Origin of the sequence: Rhodococcus jostii RHA1 (assembly GCF_000014565.1) — a bacterium.
Taxonomy (GTDB): Bacteria; Actinomycetota; Actinomycetes; order Mycobacteriales; family Mycobacteriaceae; genus Rhodococcus_F; species Rhodococcus_F jostii_A.
The window spans coordinates 2795893-2810496 of record NC_008268.1; the positions used below are offsets into that span (position 1 = coordinate 2795893).

Sequence of the window (14604 nt, forward strand, 5' to 3'; positions counted from 1 at the left end):
GTTCCCTCGTCCAACCAACGGCCGTGACGCTCCCACATTCTTCCGGCACATCGCGCCACGGTGACCCGGTATCGCCAGTCGATCCCTCCCCCGGTCAACCGACGGTCCTTCCACGGACATTCCCTGCGCCCGGTGGGGCAGGTAACACGGGCTCCTCACGGCGCCACAGGTCTTTGGATATTCTCTACTGCGCACGACACTCTCACACGATCCCGCACTCGGGCCCGGTCATTTGGCACAAATGCTCTACGGGACCGGGAAGGTGCCCAACCCCGGGTGGACCAGAATCTGGTACCCGTCGACAGGAGGGTGTGCGCCGACGTCGGCGACCGCGGTGATCGTGCCGCTGCCAGTGATAACCGTCGCGGGGGCGTATCGGCACCGATCCTCCGGTCCGGTGGGCGGACTGTAGTCGGGCCCCACGAGCCCAAGAGCGGTGGTGCCGGCGACGCCGGTGGTCAGGTTCCGCCAGTTCACCGACACGGCGACGCAGTAGGTCGAGGTCGTCGCGGAGCGCTCCGCCGCAAAGGTCACCATCCCGGATGTTCCCGTCGTCGCTGACGGTGTCACGGTCGACAGCGGCGGCGGGTAGTCGCAGGCCAGCACGGTCAGCAGCAGGCATCCTGCGACGAACCGCACCGGGACCTGGAACGCCGTGGTCGTCGCTGCCGGGACCGGCGGCGTGTCCGCGATCGCGGTGGCGGACGAGCAGAGCGGGATCGCGAGGACCGCCATCAATGCCGCGGCCCAGGCTACGAACGAACGACGAATCGCTGCACGACACACGGCGTCAGCCTCTCGTGGGGATCTTCCCGACCCTGGTGCAGTGTCACGCTACTCGCTTGGCGTCAGCGCGGACCTGGCTATGGCGGGCGGAACAGGCCCCAGGATACCTTCTACGCGGCGCTCGTCATCCATCATCGGGTCCGCACTAGGCAGCCACGCTCTAGTCCCACGGGAATGGACTCCGCTCACCGACCTGCCCGCAGCGCGTTATGCCGCGCACGCGTCAAGGACAGTTCGGTCAGGACCGTGCCCATCGTCGTGCATGCGGTTCGCGCCTGCGGCACCGGGCAGGTTCGTGTCGATGGCTGTGCGAGTGCGTCACAATGCGGGCAGTTCGTCGATCAGGCTGTCCAGCAGGTCCCTGTCGTGGCGATTCGAGCGCGACGGAGGCAGCATGGCAGTGTCGAGCTCGAGAGGGAACCTGTCGATGACGCGGCCCGGGTCGAGTCGATCCAGCGCTGCATACCATTCGGCCAGCGGTGCGGCGAGGCGGCCATGCAAGTCACCATGCAGCCACACCGGCGCCCCCCTGCCAGCCCGGCGCCGCGACGGCCTCCTGCCACACCTCCCGCGCGCCCTCCGCGCTCGCGTGGTCGGCAATGACCTCGAACCCGACCTCGGCCTCTTCCTGCAATCCGGCCAAGGGGATACCGCGCGTCGGGATGGCCGGCGCATCGGCGGGCGCCGGCACGTGCAGCGCACCAAGGAACCCGGCGAGGACCTCGGCCACATCGACACGTGTGACCGGCACATGATCGGCCGGCTCCCCCTCGACCCAGCGCCCGATCGTCCACGTGTGCTCGAACAGCCCGAAGGTTTGCCGACACGCACCGGGGCAGGCGTGGGCAGCGGCAACCGCACCGCCAACTCCGGCAACCACCTCTGCTCAACGCTCAACAGAGCAGGCGCACGCTCGGTACGCAATCCGGGGTATCAAAGACGTCCTGAAGGTCTGGGCGCACGCCGACGTCCAGTCCTGGACCATCGCCTCGTGGCTGTCGAGCCCACAAACCGAACTCGACGACCGCACCCCGAGACAGGCCCTCCTCGACGGCGACACCGCCGATGTCGTGACGCTCGCCCGGCAGGCAGCCGAACGGCTGGCTTCGTGACCAAATCCCGCGCGACACAACACCTCGGCGTCTCACCGTCCCCGGACACACTCCGGGGACGGTTCCCTGTGTGCACGGTGCCCGCCAGCACGACGACGTACCGCACCCACGGGGCCAAGTTCGCCCCGTGGTGGTTCGGCACCAGCCTCGGGGGCCGCTTCGACCTCCCCGGCCCCGACTGAACCTGCTACACCGCAGAATCCGGACTGATCACCCTCATCGAGACCTGGTGCGGCATCGCGATCATCCCGAGCCCGGAGATCGCACACCGCGTCATCTCCGCGGTAGCAGTCAACCGAGACCTGCACCTCGCCGACGCAACCTCGAACGCCGCAATCGGATTCGGCATGACATCCGAGGTCTCGACCACCACCGACTACGCCCTCACCCAGCAATGGGCGCACGCGTTCCGTGCAGCCGGGTTCGACGGAATCCGCTACTGGGCGCGGCACGAACTGACGCACGTGCACGCCTGCTACGCCCTGTTCGCGCCCAGTGGGGACCAGACCAGCACGGTGGCGATCCCCACAGACTTCACCGTGCTCGGCACCGACGCGTTGCCCGATCGCACCGACCTCTGGGATGCGCTGTACGAGACGGCCGGCATCGAAGTCCTTCACATCCCCGGCAGCATCTGAAGCCAGGCCATCCCGAGACACCGGTGAGCGCCTCGGGATGGGCGTCTCGGGGTGGCGTCGAAGGCACCATCCCGAGCCTGCGCTAGAGAGCCGTAGAGAACGCAACAGAGGCTGGTCAGCGCACCGCCCATCCGAAAAATCCGCAATCGCATCAAGGAAGCGCACCGTCCACGAGGAGGTCGAGCAGCTGCTCTTCGGTGGACTCTCCAGACCCGCGACGCCGACTTCGACGGGAACAGCCCGACGATCCGGTCGCCCGGGCGGTGGCCGGCACTCTCACGCAGGGGCCTGGGTGCAGGTCGCCGCGCCGTACGATCCACCACCGTGCCGGTCAGCGGAAGATCGTCCACACCGCGGCGGCGGCGAGCGCCACGACGACCACAACCATCACCACGGTGACGAGGGATTCGTGAGCGGCGAGAAGTTGCTGCATGACAAGAAGTCTCCCAGCCCGGCCCCCGTCAGAGCACGCTCGCGAGACCGAACACCGACATGGGCACTGACCGCATGCGAGAAACCGGCACCGACCGGAAAAGCCCAGACAACGGCAACGGCAACGTGTCGAGCCGAACCTGGCGACTCGCGATCCCCTCACCGCCCCAAAAGGTTAACCACAGCACACCAGACCACAAGGGCGTGACGCGGCCCGCCGGACCCCGGTGGGTGGCGGTCCGAACACCCCAGAAAATGAGAAAGCAGCAGGCACGGCCACCGACCTGTCACCGAATCCGACGAGCCGGACACCTCCCTCGAACAGTTCACCGCCGGTCGGAAAGACACCCAGTCCCCCGTCGTCGACGTCGAAGACACTGACACCGCCGAGTCTTTCGAACTGCCCGGCGCCGACCTCTCCGGTGAAGAATTCACCGTCCGCGCCATCATCAAGCAGCGGACGAATTCACCTGCGCCAGTTGCTTCCTCGTCCACCACCGCAGCCGCGTCGCCGACGCTGGGCAACAACTTTGCCGCGACTGCGCCTGAACAGGATCAGTCTCCGGCAGCGGGAGTGGATCGCCCGCCTCGAGCGTGAACTGCCGAATCTGCGCGAGGTGATGGGATCGTGTCTGTCCGAGCCCGGCGACGACGCCACCGCAGGGCTCGCGATGGCCGCCGCCCTGTTTCAGTTCTGGCTCTCCCGCGGCCTGCTCAGCGAGGGGCGGCACTGGCTCGACCGCGCCCTCGCCCGTGTGTCCGGGCTGCCGACCACGGCACGAGTCGAAGCTTTGTACGCCGACAGCGTGCTGGCGGACGTACAGGGCGACCTTACGGCGGGCAGCCTCCTGGTTGAGGAGGCGCAGGCCCTGGACGAGCAGCTGGCCGACCCCGTGGTCCACGCGCGCATCGCCCACGCCGATGGACTGCTGGCCCTCTACAGCGGCGACATACCCCGCGCCTGCGCCCGGTTGGAGGAAGCACTCGCGGTGTTCGGCGCACGCAGGAACCTGTCAGACCAGGTGTGGATTCTTTTGATGCTCGGGCTGGCCTACGAATTGCAGGGTGACGCTCCCCGTGCCATCGCCTGCCATGAGCGAGTGCTGGACACCACCGAAGCCCACGGCGAATCAGTGTTTCGATCGTACTCACTATGGGCCAGTGTTCCCTCGGACACGGGGCCGCCGAATACGACCGCGGGTGTCACAAACTCCTTTGCGATGACGCGTAGCTCGGCGCGAAGGGCATCGTCATCTCGCGGTCGGAGCAACCGTGCTGAGCCCTCAGCGCAGTAAGGGGGACCCTCGGCGCGTGAAGCTGCCACCTCTACCTCCTCGTGGCGGGTCTCGTGACTAGTGGCGCGTGATCCGAGAACGAAGTCCCTCATCTTCTCTTCATTCGCGCAAGGACGGGTGCAAGAGCGGCGCGTATTGCGGGGCAGCGAATTCGTGCGCTGCACCCGGCGGATTGATCAGCGGGTGTACATCGATTTCGTGCGGACGTATGCGTCCAGACCTTCCGGTCCCAGTTCACGGCCGAGACCACTGGCCTTGACTCCCCCGAACGGGGCTCCGATGTCGAGATCGAAGAAGTTCACACCCACGCTGCCGGTCTCGATCCGACGGGCCAGGTCGAGGCCCTTTTCGGGATCGGAGGTCCAGACCGTTCCGCCCAGCCCGTACTCGGAGTCATTGGCGATTGCGACGGCGTCGTCGAGGTCGTCATACGGCAGGACGGTCAGGACCGGCCCGAAGATCTCTTCCCGCGCGACGGTCGCCGAGTTGTCGAGGTCGGCGAACACGGTCGGTTCCACGAACCATCCCCGGTCGAGGTGTTTCGGCCGGCCGCCTCCGGCCGCGACGGTGGCGCCTTCTCGTCTACCCGTGTCGATGTACGCCTCCACACTGCGCCGTTGGCGCTCGGACACCAACGGTCCCACCCGGGTGGCGGGGTCGGCAGGGTCCCCGACCACGAGCTCCGACGCGAGGTGTGCGACCGCGTCGACTGTTTCGCGGTAACGAGACCGGGGAGCAAGGATTCGAGAGGACAGATAGCAGGTCTGGCCATTGTTGAGCAGGCTCGCCCAGGACAGTCCCCTGGCGACGCTCACCAGGTCCGCGTCGTCGAGGATGATGGCGGCGCTCTTGCCTCCCAGTTCCAGGGTCACCGGTCGCAGCAGGCGACCGCAGGTCTCCCCGATCACCCTGCCGGCGGCGGTCGACCCGGTGAAAGCGATTTTGTTCACCTCGGGGTGAGCCACCAGATAGGCACCGATCTCTCGGCCGCCGGTCACGATGTTCAGCACACCGCCGGGCAGCCCGGCTTCTTCGGCCGCGTCCGCGAGTTGGAAGGCGTCGAGCACGGTTTCGGGTGCAGGCTTGAGGACCACGGTGCATCCGGAAGCGAGTGCGGGGGCAAGCTTGAACATGGTCAGCGACTGGGGAAAGTTCCACGGAATGATCGCGGCGACAACGCCGATCGGCTCGCGGCGCACGATCGTGGTGGACCGACCGTTTGCGGCGATGCGCGGGGTCTCGACGGGTGTCTTCTCGGTCAGATCGGCGTAGTACCGGAGCGTCGCTGCCGGGCCGCTCCCCTCGGCCGCTAGGGATATCGCTGCCGGCATGCCGTTCTCGTCGGTCACGATGGCGGCGGTGTCTATTCGGCGCCGGTCGAGCGCATCGGCGAATCGCCGCAGGAGGTCGGCACGTTCAGCCGGTTCCAACTCAGACCACTCGGGTGCACGCAGGGCCCGGCGGGCTGCGGAAACTGCGGCGTCGACGTCGGCTGGGGTACTGTCCGGCGCCGACCCGACGGGTTCCTCGGTGGTCGGCGAGATAACCGTGATGCGGTCGGAGGTGGACGGCGTATGCCATCTGCCGTCGATGAACAGATGCGATCGGGTGTACTTCATGTGGGGAACCTCGGTCGTCGTGGTGCGCGGTCAGGGATGTGGGAGAAGAACCGGTTTGATGGCGTCGCCACGGGCGGCGTCCGCCTCGGCGACTGAGATCTCGGCGAGCGGGTAGGTGCGGATCAGCCGGTCGAACGGAAACCGGCCTTGACGCCAGAGTTCGATCAGTCGGGGCAACAGCAACTGCGGGACAGCGTCCCCTTCGAGGATTCCCATGATGTTCTTCCCGGCTGCCAGCACGGCCGGGGCGAGGACCAGTTCGCGGGTTGCGGCGCCGACGAGGCCGACGGTTCCGGTGGGCCGGAGGCTGTCGATCGCCGACGCGATGACCTGCGGGACCCCGGTGGTGTCGAGGGCGGCGTGCACTCCGCTTCCGGTCAGCTTCCGAATCTGTCGCGCGATATCGTCAGCGGACCCTTCGATCACGTCCGTCGCACCGAGTTCGAGGGCGAGATTCAAGCGATTCGCGTGCAGGTCGACGGCGATGATCCGGGAGGCGCCGGCGACGCGGGCGGCCATGATCGCCGACAGACCCACCGCGCCGGCACCGAAGACGGCGAACGTCGTGCCCGTGCCCACCTTCAGGGCGATCAGCGCGGACCCGGCGCCGGTCTGGATCCCGCATCCCAGCGGCCCCAGCAGATGCAGCGGTAGATCCTTGTCGACAACTACGACGTTGCGGGCACTGACGACCGCGTGGGTGGCCAGGGAGGACTGACCGAACCACCGTGATGTAAGGGCGTTGCCGTTCAGGTCGGTGAGCGGGCCGGGCCCTTCGGGGCCGCGGCCGGACAGATTGCGCGCGAAGAACGCGAAACAGTACGCCGGGTGCCCACCCGCGCAGTTTTCGCACTGCCCGCAGGAATCGAACGACAACAGAACATGGTCACCGGCCTCGATGCCGGTGACGCCGGCGCCGACTTCCTCGACGACTCCGGCGCCCTCGTGGCCGACCACGATCGGCGGCTGGGCGAGGAATGACAGGTCTCTGGGCAGGACGTCGGTGTGACAGAACCCGACACCGGCGATGCGAACCCGTAGTTGGCCGCCGGTCGGGTCGGCCAATTCCACCGTCTCGATCTCGAACGGTGCGTCGTGGTGACGTAGCACTGCGGCTTCGATGCGCATCGGAATGCTCCCTCTGTTCGGTGCGTAACCAGAACGTACAGACTGACCGTCTGTACGGTCAATAGTCGTTGACGAGGTCGCTAGACCAGGTCCATGCGTTTCGATATCGTGCAGGACTGCGAGGACGCGATCGAGCGCCTCTTCAACGCATTCGCCACGAGGGACGCCCAGGGGATCGCGACGCGAGCCCCTCCCCCATCGTCGTCACGACACCCGCTGCCGCTGTCACGTAAAGCAGTTGAGCAACACTGCGATTCGTAGTTCGTCGAACATGTGGTCATCACTTATCGACCATCGGGGCGCTACCCTGCCCCACCGCGTGCTGCACGTCTCATTATGCGAGAAGTTGTGCAACCGCCTCGATCGAGGAGTAACCGAGGCCCTGAAGTAGCAGCGTTTTGACCGCAGTCTTCTCCCATCGAACGAGGTCTTCTTTGATCTTGTCTCGTGATCCGACGAGGGCGACATCCTCGACCATGGCCAGGGGCACCGACGCGATTGCTTCGGATTTGCGCCCCTCCAGGTAGAGACGCTGAATGCGTGCGCATTCCGCTTCGTAACCCATGCGCACAAACACTTGATTGTGAAAGTTGGCCTCCTTCGCGCCCATTCCACCCACGTAGAGCGCAATGTTGGGCCGGATCACGTCGGCTGCCTTCTCGATGTCGTCGTCGATGACAACGGGGACCGTGGCGGCGATGTCGAAATCGTCGAGAGATCGGCGAGCCCCGGGTTTCGAGAATCCTTCCTCCAGCGCTCCTCGATAGAAGTCGTCCATTCGGGGCGAGTAGAAGATCGGCAGCCACCCATCGGCTATCTCGGCGGCGAGTGCGATGTTCTTTGGCCCCTCGGCCCCGAGATAGATCGGGATCTCGGTACGAATGGGGTGGATCATGGACCGAAGTGGTTTTCCGAGGCCGGAGCCACCTTGCAGCGGGAGTTGGTAGAACGAACCGTCGTGACTCACGGGTTCGTCTCGTCGCACGAACTTACGGACGAGTTCGACGTATTCACGTGTGCGAGCGAGCGGCCGGGGATACGGCTGCCCGTACCATCCCTCGACGACCTGTGGCCCGGAGACGCCCAAACCCAGAATGAAGCGGCCTCGAGACAGGTGGTCCAGTGTCATCGCCGCCATGGCAGTCGCCGCTGGGGTCCGCGCCGACATTTGCAGGATATTGGTGCCCAACCTGACGGTACTGGTTGAGGCGCCGTACCACGCCAAGGGGGTTAAGCAGTCGGATCCGTAGGTCTCGGCAGTCCAGACCGAGTCGTAGCCGAGACTCTCCGCAAGGGAGAAGGCCGCTCGTTCGTCGTCCGACGGCGCGGTAGACCAATAGCCCAGGTGGAATCCCAATTTCATTGTTTGCTTGTCCTTACTTCGTCGTCATTGGTGTGTCTTGTTGTCGAGGTATGCGGATCCGGTGGTGGTGCCTACTGAGATGGTGGAAGCGCGCTGTCGCTCGTCCGGACAGTCCGCAGGTCGTTGACCACCAATCCGTCGGCGTCGTAGCTCCGGCGCAGGTCCTTCTTGTCCAGCTTGCCGACACTGGTCTTGGGAAGGGTGTTGACGAAGGCCCACCGTTCGGGGAGCCACCAGCGGGCGACCTTGCCGTCGAGGAAGGCGAGCAGTTCGGGTGCGGTGGCGGTAGCTCCGGGCGCCAGTTTGATGCAGACGAACGGGCGTTCCTCCCATTTCGGGTCGGGTACTCCGATCACCGCGGCCTCGGCGACGGCGTCGTGCTCGAGCAGTGCGTTCTCGAGTTCGACCGTGGAGATCCATTCCCCGCCGCTCTTGATGCCGTCCTTGAGCCGGTCCTTGAGCTGGATCCAGCCGCCCTCGTGCAGGACCCCGAGGTCACCGGTGCGCAACCAGCCGTCGTCGAACTTGTCCGGTGCGGCGGTGCGAAAATAGGTGCCCGCGATCGTCGCGCCGCGCAACTGGACTTCCCCGATGGATTCGCCGTCCCAGGGCAACTCGTCGCCGTATTCGTCGACGATGCGCGCCTGCACTCCGGGGACGATGCGCCCCGTCAGGCTCGCCCACTGCGCCACGTCGGCGTCGGGTGTGTTGTGGGGTGGCCGGGAGAAGGTCAGGAGGGGGCTGGTTTCGGTCATCCCCCATCCCTGGGTCAACCGGACGCCGTGGCGGGACTGCATACTGCGGACCAAGGCAGCCGCCAGCGGGGAGCCGCCGGATACGGCCAGACGCAGGCTGCTGAAGTCGACCGGGTGGGTTCGGGCGTACTCGTCGAGGCCGGTCCACAGTGTCGGCACGGCCGCGGCGGCGGTGGGCGCGAGGTCGGTGATGATGCGGGCCAGGTGGTCGATCTGGAGATATCGGTCGTTGAGGATGATGTCGGCCCCGCTCGTCCAGGCGGCGTGGGGCCAGCCCCAGGCGTTGGCGTGGAACATCGGCACGATCGGCAGGACCCGGTCGGCGTCGGAGAAGCCGAAGGCACTTCCGGTGGAGATCTGCAGGCTGTGTAGGTAGATGGACCGGTGACTGTAGGCCACCCCCTTCGGGTCGCCGGTCGTCCCGGTGGTGTAGCAGAGCGCGGCGGCGCTGCGCTCATCGAGGCGCGGCCACCGGAAGTCGGTCTCGGTGTCCAGCATGTCGTCGAGGCGGTGCAGTTGCACACCGGTGGGAACGGCCAGGTCCGCCTCGCCCGCGACGATCACGTGCTCGACGGTGGGCAACCGGTCGATCACCCGCTGCAGCTGGGGCACCAGGTCCGCGTCGACGAGGATCACCTTGTCCGCGGCGTGGTTGGCGATGTAGACGATCTGATCGTCGTGCAGTCGCAGGTTCAGTGTGTGCAGCACCGCCCCCATTCCCGGTACCGCGAAATAGGCGGCCAGATGCGCCGGGCTGTTCCAGCACAACGTGGCAACGACATCGTCCTCGGACACGCCGAGGCGGCGCAGACCGGCGGCCAGGGAGGTCACCGCCGTCCCGAACTCCCGGAACGACCCTCGCCGTACCTCGCCCGCCCGATAGTGCAGAACCGCACTGTCGGGGTGTGTGCGAAGGCCGTGCAGGAACAAATCCGACACGAGGAGATCGACATCTTGCATGGTGCTGTGCATGGCAGGTCCGTCCTGGCTGTGAGGAATCAGTGTCGTTCCGCTGCCCCGTCGGCCGGATTTACGGAACCGAGCCGGTCTTGACCCGCGGACAGCTGCTCTCTACCCTAGACCGTACGTACGGTCAGTCAAGATGTTCTGCTGATCCTCTGCTCGACCATCCCCTTCCTGCCAGCCCCTGAAGGAAACGCCATGACGTTATCGGCCCTGCACACCGACCTCGGAAGTCCCGACGCGTACATCCACGGAGTTCCCCATCAGGTATTCGCCGAGCTCCGTCGCCACGAGCCGGTGGCCTGGATCGAGGAGCCGGCCGGTGAGGGTTTCGCCGGCGGTCCCGGGTTCTGGGCAGTCACCCGCTACGACGACGTGATGACGGTCTCGAAGAAGCCGGACGTCTTCTCCTCCCACAAGGGTGCGTCGTTCCTGCGCGATCAGAGCCCTCAGGATCTTGCCGCCCTGCAGCAGATGATGCTCAACCTCGACCCCCCGGACCACTCGCAGATGCGGTCGATCGTCAGCAAGGTTTTCACTCCGAAGATGGTGCGCGGGATGTTCGACAGCATCGCTGATCACGCTCGCGCCATCGTCGATGCATTGCCCGACGACGGTGAGATCGACCTCGTCGAACACGTCTCGGCGGAGATGCCGCTGCGGGTCCTCGCCGACGTCCTCGGTGTGCCGTCGGAAGATCGGCACCTGCTCTACGACTGGACCAATCGGATGGTCGGCCTCGACGATCCCTCCTACGGAGGCCGCGAGGCTTTCCTTTCTGCATTCATCGAAATGTTCGAGTACTCCGCGGCTCAGACCAGGGCCAAGCGCACCGAACCCGGGTCGGACGTGTGGTCGTTGATCGTCAATGCCGAGGTCGACGGCACCCAGCTGTCCCCCGAAGAGCTCAACCGGTTCTTTCAACTACTGGTCATCGCCGGAAACGAAACCACCCGCAACCTGCTGACCGGCGCGATCCTCACCCTCGGCGAACACCCCGGTGAACGTGAGAAGCTCGCCGACGATCCGGCGCTGCTGCCGAACGCCATCGAAGAGGTGCTGCGGTTCCACTCCCCCGTCATCCAGTTCCGGCGCACGGTGACCCGGTCGACCGAACTCGGCGGCAAGCAGATGCACGAGGGACAGAAGGTCGTCATCTTCTACGTCTCGGCCAACCGGGACGAAGCACAATTCGATGACCCGGACACCTTCCGCATCGACCGCGGCGCCGCCAATCACCTCGCCTTCGGCGCCGGCACCCATTTCTGCCTGGGCAACAGCCTCGCCCGCCTCGAGGCGAAGGTGCTGCTCGAAGCCCTGTTCACGCGCTTCCCGCACTGGCAGGTCACCGGACCCCCGGACCGGTTCCGGTCGAACTTCATCCACGGGATCAAGAAGCTCCCCGTTCACCTCGGAAAGGCCACGTCATGAAGATCTGTGTCGACCGCACCAAGTGCACCGGCCTCGGTATCTGCGAATCCCTCGCCCCGGACATCTTCGAGATCGACGATGCCGGCGGGCTGCTGCTGCTGCGCGAGGACGCCGATGACAGTGTCATCGACGACGTCCGCGCCGCCATCGAGGGGTGCCCCACCGAGGCACTCACGCTCATCGAGGACTGACCGACCATGACCGAACAGAATCTCGTGGTAGTCGGGGCGTCACTGGCGGGCCTGCGCGCCGCCGAGGCGGCCCGCAAGGCCGGCTTCACCGGATCGGTGACCCTCGTCGGCGCCGAGGAACACCTGCCCTACGACCGTCCCCCGCTGTCGAAGGCGTACCTCGACCCGTCGCCGACACCACCGGACACCACCTTCAGGGCGCGCAACGCCCTCGACGACGTGGGAATCGACCTCCGTCTCGGCACCGTCGCCACCCGGCTCGACCCGGACGAGCAAATGATTCACACCTCGCGCGGCTCACTGCCCTACGACATCGCCGTCATCGCGACCGGATCGTCGGCGCGGATGCTGCCGGGCACGGCTGCCATGGCCGGCGTGGTCACCCTCCGCACACTCGACGACGCAGTCACCGTGCGCACCGCCCTCGACAACCGGGCCCGCACAGTGGTCGTCGGTGCCGGATTCATCGGCTCCGAGGTTGCCTCGGGGGCACGCAAACGAGGCCTGGACGTCACCGTGGTCGAGGCCCTGCCGGTCCCCCTGGTGCGCGCGATCGGTACGGACATGGGCCGTGCCTGCGCGGACCTTCACCGGCGCAACGGAGTCGACCTGCGCTGCGGCGTCGGGGTCGAGAAGGTCCTCGGCAACGGACACGTCGAGGCAGTGCAATTGTCGGACGGCTCAACTCTCGAGGCAGATCTGGTCGTGGTCGGGGTCGGCGCGGACCCCGCCACCGAGTGGCTCGAGACCTCGGGCATCACACTCGAAAGCGGTGTCGTCTGCGACGAAACCATGGCGACCTCGCTGCCGGGGGTCTACGCCGCCGGGGACGTCGCCCGCTGGCACAATCCGCTGTTCGATGCATCCATGCGGCTCGAGCACTGGACCAGTGCCGCAGAGCAGGGAGCCCTCGCCGTCCGCAACGCGCTCGACCCACAGGCCGCGAAGCCGTACAGCACCGTGCCGTATTTCTGGTCCGACTGGTACGACACCCGGATCCAATTCGTGGGAGTGCCCGAGGCCGACGAAATACGCACCGTCACCGGACATCTCGAGGACGGCCAGTTCGTGGCGCTCTACCGCCGCGGCGACCGGGTCGTGGGCGCGCTGGCCCTCGACCACCAGACCCACATCATGAAATATCGTGCCCTGATCGCCAAGCGTGCGAGCTGGGAGCAAGCGCTCGATTACGCGCGCACTCGCCAGCACAAGGACGAGCCGCTCGACGCGGCCCGCTGACTCATCAGGGCTCACCCGGACACACTGCAGAAAAGAGGGTCGATGCCAGAGCGCAACGCCACCATCGTCGGATACGGCCTCACCGAAGTGGGCAAGGTCTTCGGGAAGACCGCGCGTGGATTCGCCGCGGAGGCGGTCCGGTTGGCTGTCGCCGATGCCGGGTTGTCCCTCGGCGACGTCGACGGGCTCCTCGTCAACGCCCGAGCGGGCACCGATCTGAACCTGACCCTCGCTCGCACCCTGGGGCTCGGGAATCTTCGGCTGCTCAGCGAGATCAATGCATTCGGCGCCTCGGCCGCCATCATGATCGCCCAGGCCTCGAAGGCAGTGCTGTCCGGCGAAGCGGAGGTCGTGGTGTGCGTGTTCGCCGACGACCCCAAGAAGCAGGACACCGGCGGAGCGCACGCGTACCGGACCAGCTCCCTGACGGCGACGGGCTTCCGCAGCGCCGAGACCGCCGCCGGGTTCACCAGCGTCAATCACCGCTACGCACTGGCCGCGCGCCGCTACATGGACCACTACGGGCTCACCTCCTCCCACCTCGGCGCCGTAGCGGTGTCTCAGCGGGCGTGGGCACTCGACAATCCGGTGGCCCAGATGCGGACGCCGTTGACCCTGGGCGAGTACCACCAGTCGCGCTGGGTGGTCGAACCGCTGCATCTGCTCGACTGCTGCCTCGTCTCCAACGGTGGTGCCGCAATCGTGGTGACCACCCCGGAGCGGGCACGGGATCTGCCGAACACACCGGTGTACGTCCGCGGGTGGGGTCAAGCCCACCCGGGATACGTCCTCGAACGTGACAGCGATTTCGGCCTCGTGACCGGCGCCGCCGCATCCGGGCCGGCGGCGCTGAAGATGGCCGGAATGACCGTCGACGACATTGATCTGCGGGAAATCTACGACTGCTACACCTACACCCTCCTGGTGACGCTCGAGGACTACGGATTCTGTGGCAAGGGCGAAGCCGGGGAGCTCGCCGCCAGCGGGGCACTCGCCCCCGGCGGCACCCTGCCCACCAACACCGGCGGCGGGCAACTGTCCTCTTTCTATCTGTGGGGCATGACCCCGTTGATAGAAGCCCTCACGCAATTGCGAGGAGAAGGCGGCCGACGGCAGGTCCGTGAGCACGCCACCGCCATCGTCAGCGGCAACGGCGGCATTCTCGACCACCACGGCACCCTGGTTCTCGCCACCAGCTCGGCGTGAACACCCGCAACGGAGAAGGAACACGATGACATTTCCCGCCGTCCGGGACGAGACCTCGGCACCGTACTTCGAGGCCCTCCGGGAGGGCAGGTTGATCTTGCGGTCATGCACCCGATGTGGGCACGTCTGCCGGCCCGACACCCTCAGCTGCAGCTCATGCCACAGCGACGAGATCACGTGGGTCGGCTCCACTGGTGACGGGGTGGTGGTGTCCGCAGTCGTCGACCACGCGAGTGCGCCCGAGCCCACCGTCCTTGCGCTGGTCGAGCTCCGAGAAGGACCGTGGTTTGCCAGCCGCATCCTCGACGTCGCCACCGCGTCCGACGTCCCGGTATCCACACCGGTGCGGTTGCGCATCACCGAATTTGCCGACGGTGAAGCGATTCCCACGTTCGTTCTCGCCACCTGACCATCACATCGACGGTGCGCCGGATCCACGAGTGATC

General features: G+C 66.4%; 15 protein-coding genes and 1 pseudogene. 9 read left to right on the forward strand and 7 right to left on the reverse strand.

The genetic code is table 11. The features are described 5' to 3' along the window. Nucleotides 1-246 precede the first annotated feature (246 nt). The 3 genes from RHA1_RS12910 to RHA1_RS50420 form a co-directional block, all read right to left on the reverse strand. Nucleotides 247-786, reverse strand: a complete 540-nt coding sequence (locus tag RHA1_RS12910) for a hypothetical protein (RefSeq protein ID WP_011595343.1) — start codon at nt 784-786, stop codon at nt 247-249. A gap of 318 nt (nt 787-1104) precedes the next feature. After that, complete coding sequence (locus tag RHA1_RS44535; RefSeq protein WP_148228381.1) at nt 1105-1287, reverse strand: hypothetical protein; 183 nt, start codon at nt 1285-1287, stop codon at nt 1105-1107. Nucleotide 1288: 1 nt separating this feature from the next. After that, nucleotides 1289-1666 carry a protein kinase family protein gene (locus tag RHA1_RS50420; protein ID WP_050787291.1) on the reverse strand — a complete coding sequence of 126 codons (378 nt, stop codon included), beginning with the start codon at nt 1664-1666 and terminating at the stop codon, nt 1289-1291. A 228-nt stretch (nt 1667-1894) separates the two neighbouring features. On the opposite strand from RHA1_RS50420, the gene RHA1_RS51725 reads away from it, so the two are divergent. The 4 genes and pseudogenes from RHA1_RS51725 (at nt 1895) to RHA1_RS53545 (ending at nt 4263) form a co-directional block, all read left to right on the forward strand. Further along, the gene (locus RHA1_RS51725) at nt 1895-2080 is read left to right on the forward strand and encodes a hypothetical protein (RefSeq protein ID WP_237726873.1); all 186 of its coding nucleotides are present in this window, start codon (nt 1895-1897) and stop codon (nt 2078-2080) included. A 63-nt stretch (nt 2081-2143) separates the two neighbouring features. Beyond that, nucleotides 2144-2536 carry an RES family NAD+ phosphorylase gene (locus RHA1_RS51730; RefSeq protein ID WP_337505194.1) on the forward strand — a complete coding sequence of 131 codons (393 nt, stop codon included), beginning with the start codon at nt 2144-2146 and terminating at the stop codon, nt 2534-2536. A gap of 721 nt (nt 2537-3257) precedes the next feature. Continuing rightward, nucleotides 3258-3517, forward strand: a pseudogene (locus RHA1_RS51735) (DUF4193 domain-containing protein); the annotation flags it as partial. Further along, nucleotides 3499-4263 carry a hypothetical protein gene (locus RHA1_RS53545; RefSeq protein WP_050787292.1) on the forward strand — a complete coding sequence of 255 codons (765 nt, stop codon included), beginning with the start codon at nt 3499-3501 and terminating at the stop codon, nt 4261-4263. The pseudogene RHA1_RS51735 and the gene RHA1_RS53545, both read left to right, overlap by 19 nt. A 176-nt stretch (nt 4264-4439) precedes the next feature. Here RHA1_RS53545 and RHA1_RS12930 read toward each other — a convergent pair whose 3' ends face one another. The 4 genes from RHA1_RS12930 to RHA1_RS12945 form a co-directional block, all read right to left on the reverse strand. Further along, entirely contained in the window at nt 4440-5882 is a 1443-nt protein-coding gene (locus tag RHA1_RS12930) for an aldehyde dehydrogenase (RefSeq protein WP_011595349.1), read from the reverse strand. 30 nt (nt 5883-5912) lie between these two features. Beyond that, nucleotides 5913-7010, reverse strand: a complete 1098-nt coding sequence (locus tag RHA1_RS12935) for an NAD(P)-dependent alcohol dehydrogenase (protein ID WP_011595350.1) — start codon at nt 7008-7010, stop codon at nt 5913-5915. Nucleotides 7011-7344: 334 nt separating this feature from the next. Further along, nucleotides 7345-8373, reverse strand: a complete 1029-nt coding sequence (locus tag RHA1_RS12940; RefSeq protein WP_011595351.1) for an LLM class F420-dependent oxidoreductase — start codon at nt 8371-8373, stop codon at nt 7345-7347. Between the two features lie 71 nt (nt 8374-8444). Continuing rightward, nucleotides 8445-10100, reverse strand: a complete 1656-nt coding sequence (locus RHA1_RS12945) for a fatty acid--CoA ligase (protein ID WP_011595352.1) — start codon at nt 10098-10100, stop codon at nt 8445-8447. 189 nt (nt 10101-10289) lie between these two features. On the opposite strand from RHA1_RS12945, the gene RHA1_RS12950 reads away from it, so the two are divergent. The 5 genes from RHA1_RS12950 to RHA1_RS12970 are packed head-to-tail and all read left to right on the forward strand — an operon-like array spanning nt 10290 to nt 14567. Further along, the gene (locus RHA1_RS12950) at nt 10290-11522 is read left to right on the forward strand and encodes a cytochrome P450 (protein ID WP_011595353.1); all 1233 of its coding nucleotides are present in this window, start codon (nt 10290-10292) and stop codon (nt 11520-11522) included. Further along, nucleotides 11519-11713 carry a ferredoxin gene (locus tag RHA1_RS12955; RefSeq protein ID WP_011595354.1) on the forward strand — a complete coding sequence of 65 codons (195 nt, stop codon included), beginning with the start codon at nt 11519-11521 and terminating at the stop codon, nt 11711-11713. Before RHA1_RS12950 ends, RHA1_RS12955 begins: the two co-directional genes overlap by 4 nt. Nucleotides 11714-11719: 6 nt before the next feature. Beyond that, nucleotides 11720-12952 (forward strand): NAD(P)/FAD-dependent oxidoreductase, encoded by a 1233-nt coding sequence (locus tag RHA1_RS12960; RefSeq protein ID WP_011595355.1) that lies wholly within the window; start codon nt 11720-11722, stop codon nt 12950-12952. Nucleotides 12953-12994: 42 nt separating this feature from the next. Next, nucleotides 12995-14158, forward strand: coding sequence for a thiolase family protein (locus tag RHA1_RS12965; protein WP_011595356.1), 1164 nt, complete (start codon nt 12995-12997; stop codon nt 14156-14158). Nucleotides 14159-14183: 25 nt separating this feature from the next. After that, entirely contained in the window at nt 14184-14567 is a 384-nt protein-coding gene (locus RHA1_RS12970; RefSeq protein ID WP_011595357.1) for a Zn-ribbon domain-containing OB-fold protein, read from the forward strand. The last annotated feature ends 37 nt before the right edge of the window (nt 14568-14604 follow it).

Excerpts from the sequence above, each read along its gene's own strand:
- RHA1_RS12930 (WP_011595349.1), bottom strand. The coding sequence starts at position 5,882 with ATGAAGTACACCCGATCGCATCTGTTCATCGACGGCAGATGGCATACG.
- RHA1_RS12935 (WP_011595350.1), bottom strand. The coding sequence starts at position 7,010 with ATGCGCATCGAAGCCGCAGTGCTACGTCACCACGACGCACCGTTCGAG.
- RHA1_RS12940 (WP_011595351.1), bottom strand. The coding sequence starts at position 8,373 with ATGAAATTGGGATTCCACCTGGGCTATTGGTCTACCGCGCCGTCGGAC.
- RHA1_RS12945 (WP_011595352.1), bottom strand. The coding sequence starts at position 10,100 with ATGCACAGCACCATGCAAGATGTCGATCTCCTCGTGTCGGATTTGTTC.
- RHA1_RS12950 (WP_011595353.1), top strand. The coding sequence starts at position 10,290 with ATGACGTTATCGGCCCTGCACACCGACCTCGGAAGTCCCGACGCGTAC.
- RHA1_RS12955 (WP_011595354.1), top strand. The coding sequence starts at position 11,519 with ATGAAGATCTGTGTCGACCGCACCAAGTGCACCGGCCTCGGTATCTGC.
- RHA1_RS12960 (WP_011595355.1), top strand. The coding sequence starts at position 11,720 with ATGACCGAACAGAATCTCGTGGTAGTCGGGGCGTCACTGGCGGGCCTG.
- RHA1_RS12965 (WP_011595356.1), top strand. The coding sequence starts at position 12,995 with ATGCCAGAGCGCAACGCCACCATCGTCGGATACGGCCTCACCGAAGTG.
- RHA1_RS12970 (WP_011595357.1), top strand. The coding sequence starts at position 14,184 with ATGACATTTCCCGCCGTCCGGGACGAGACCTCGGCACCGTACTTCGAG.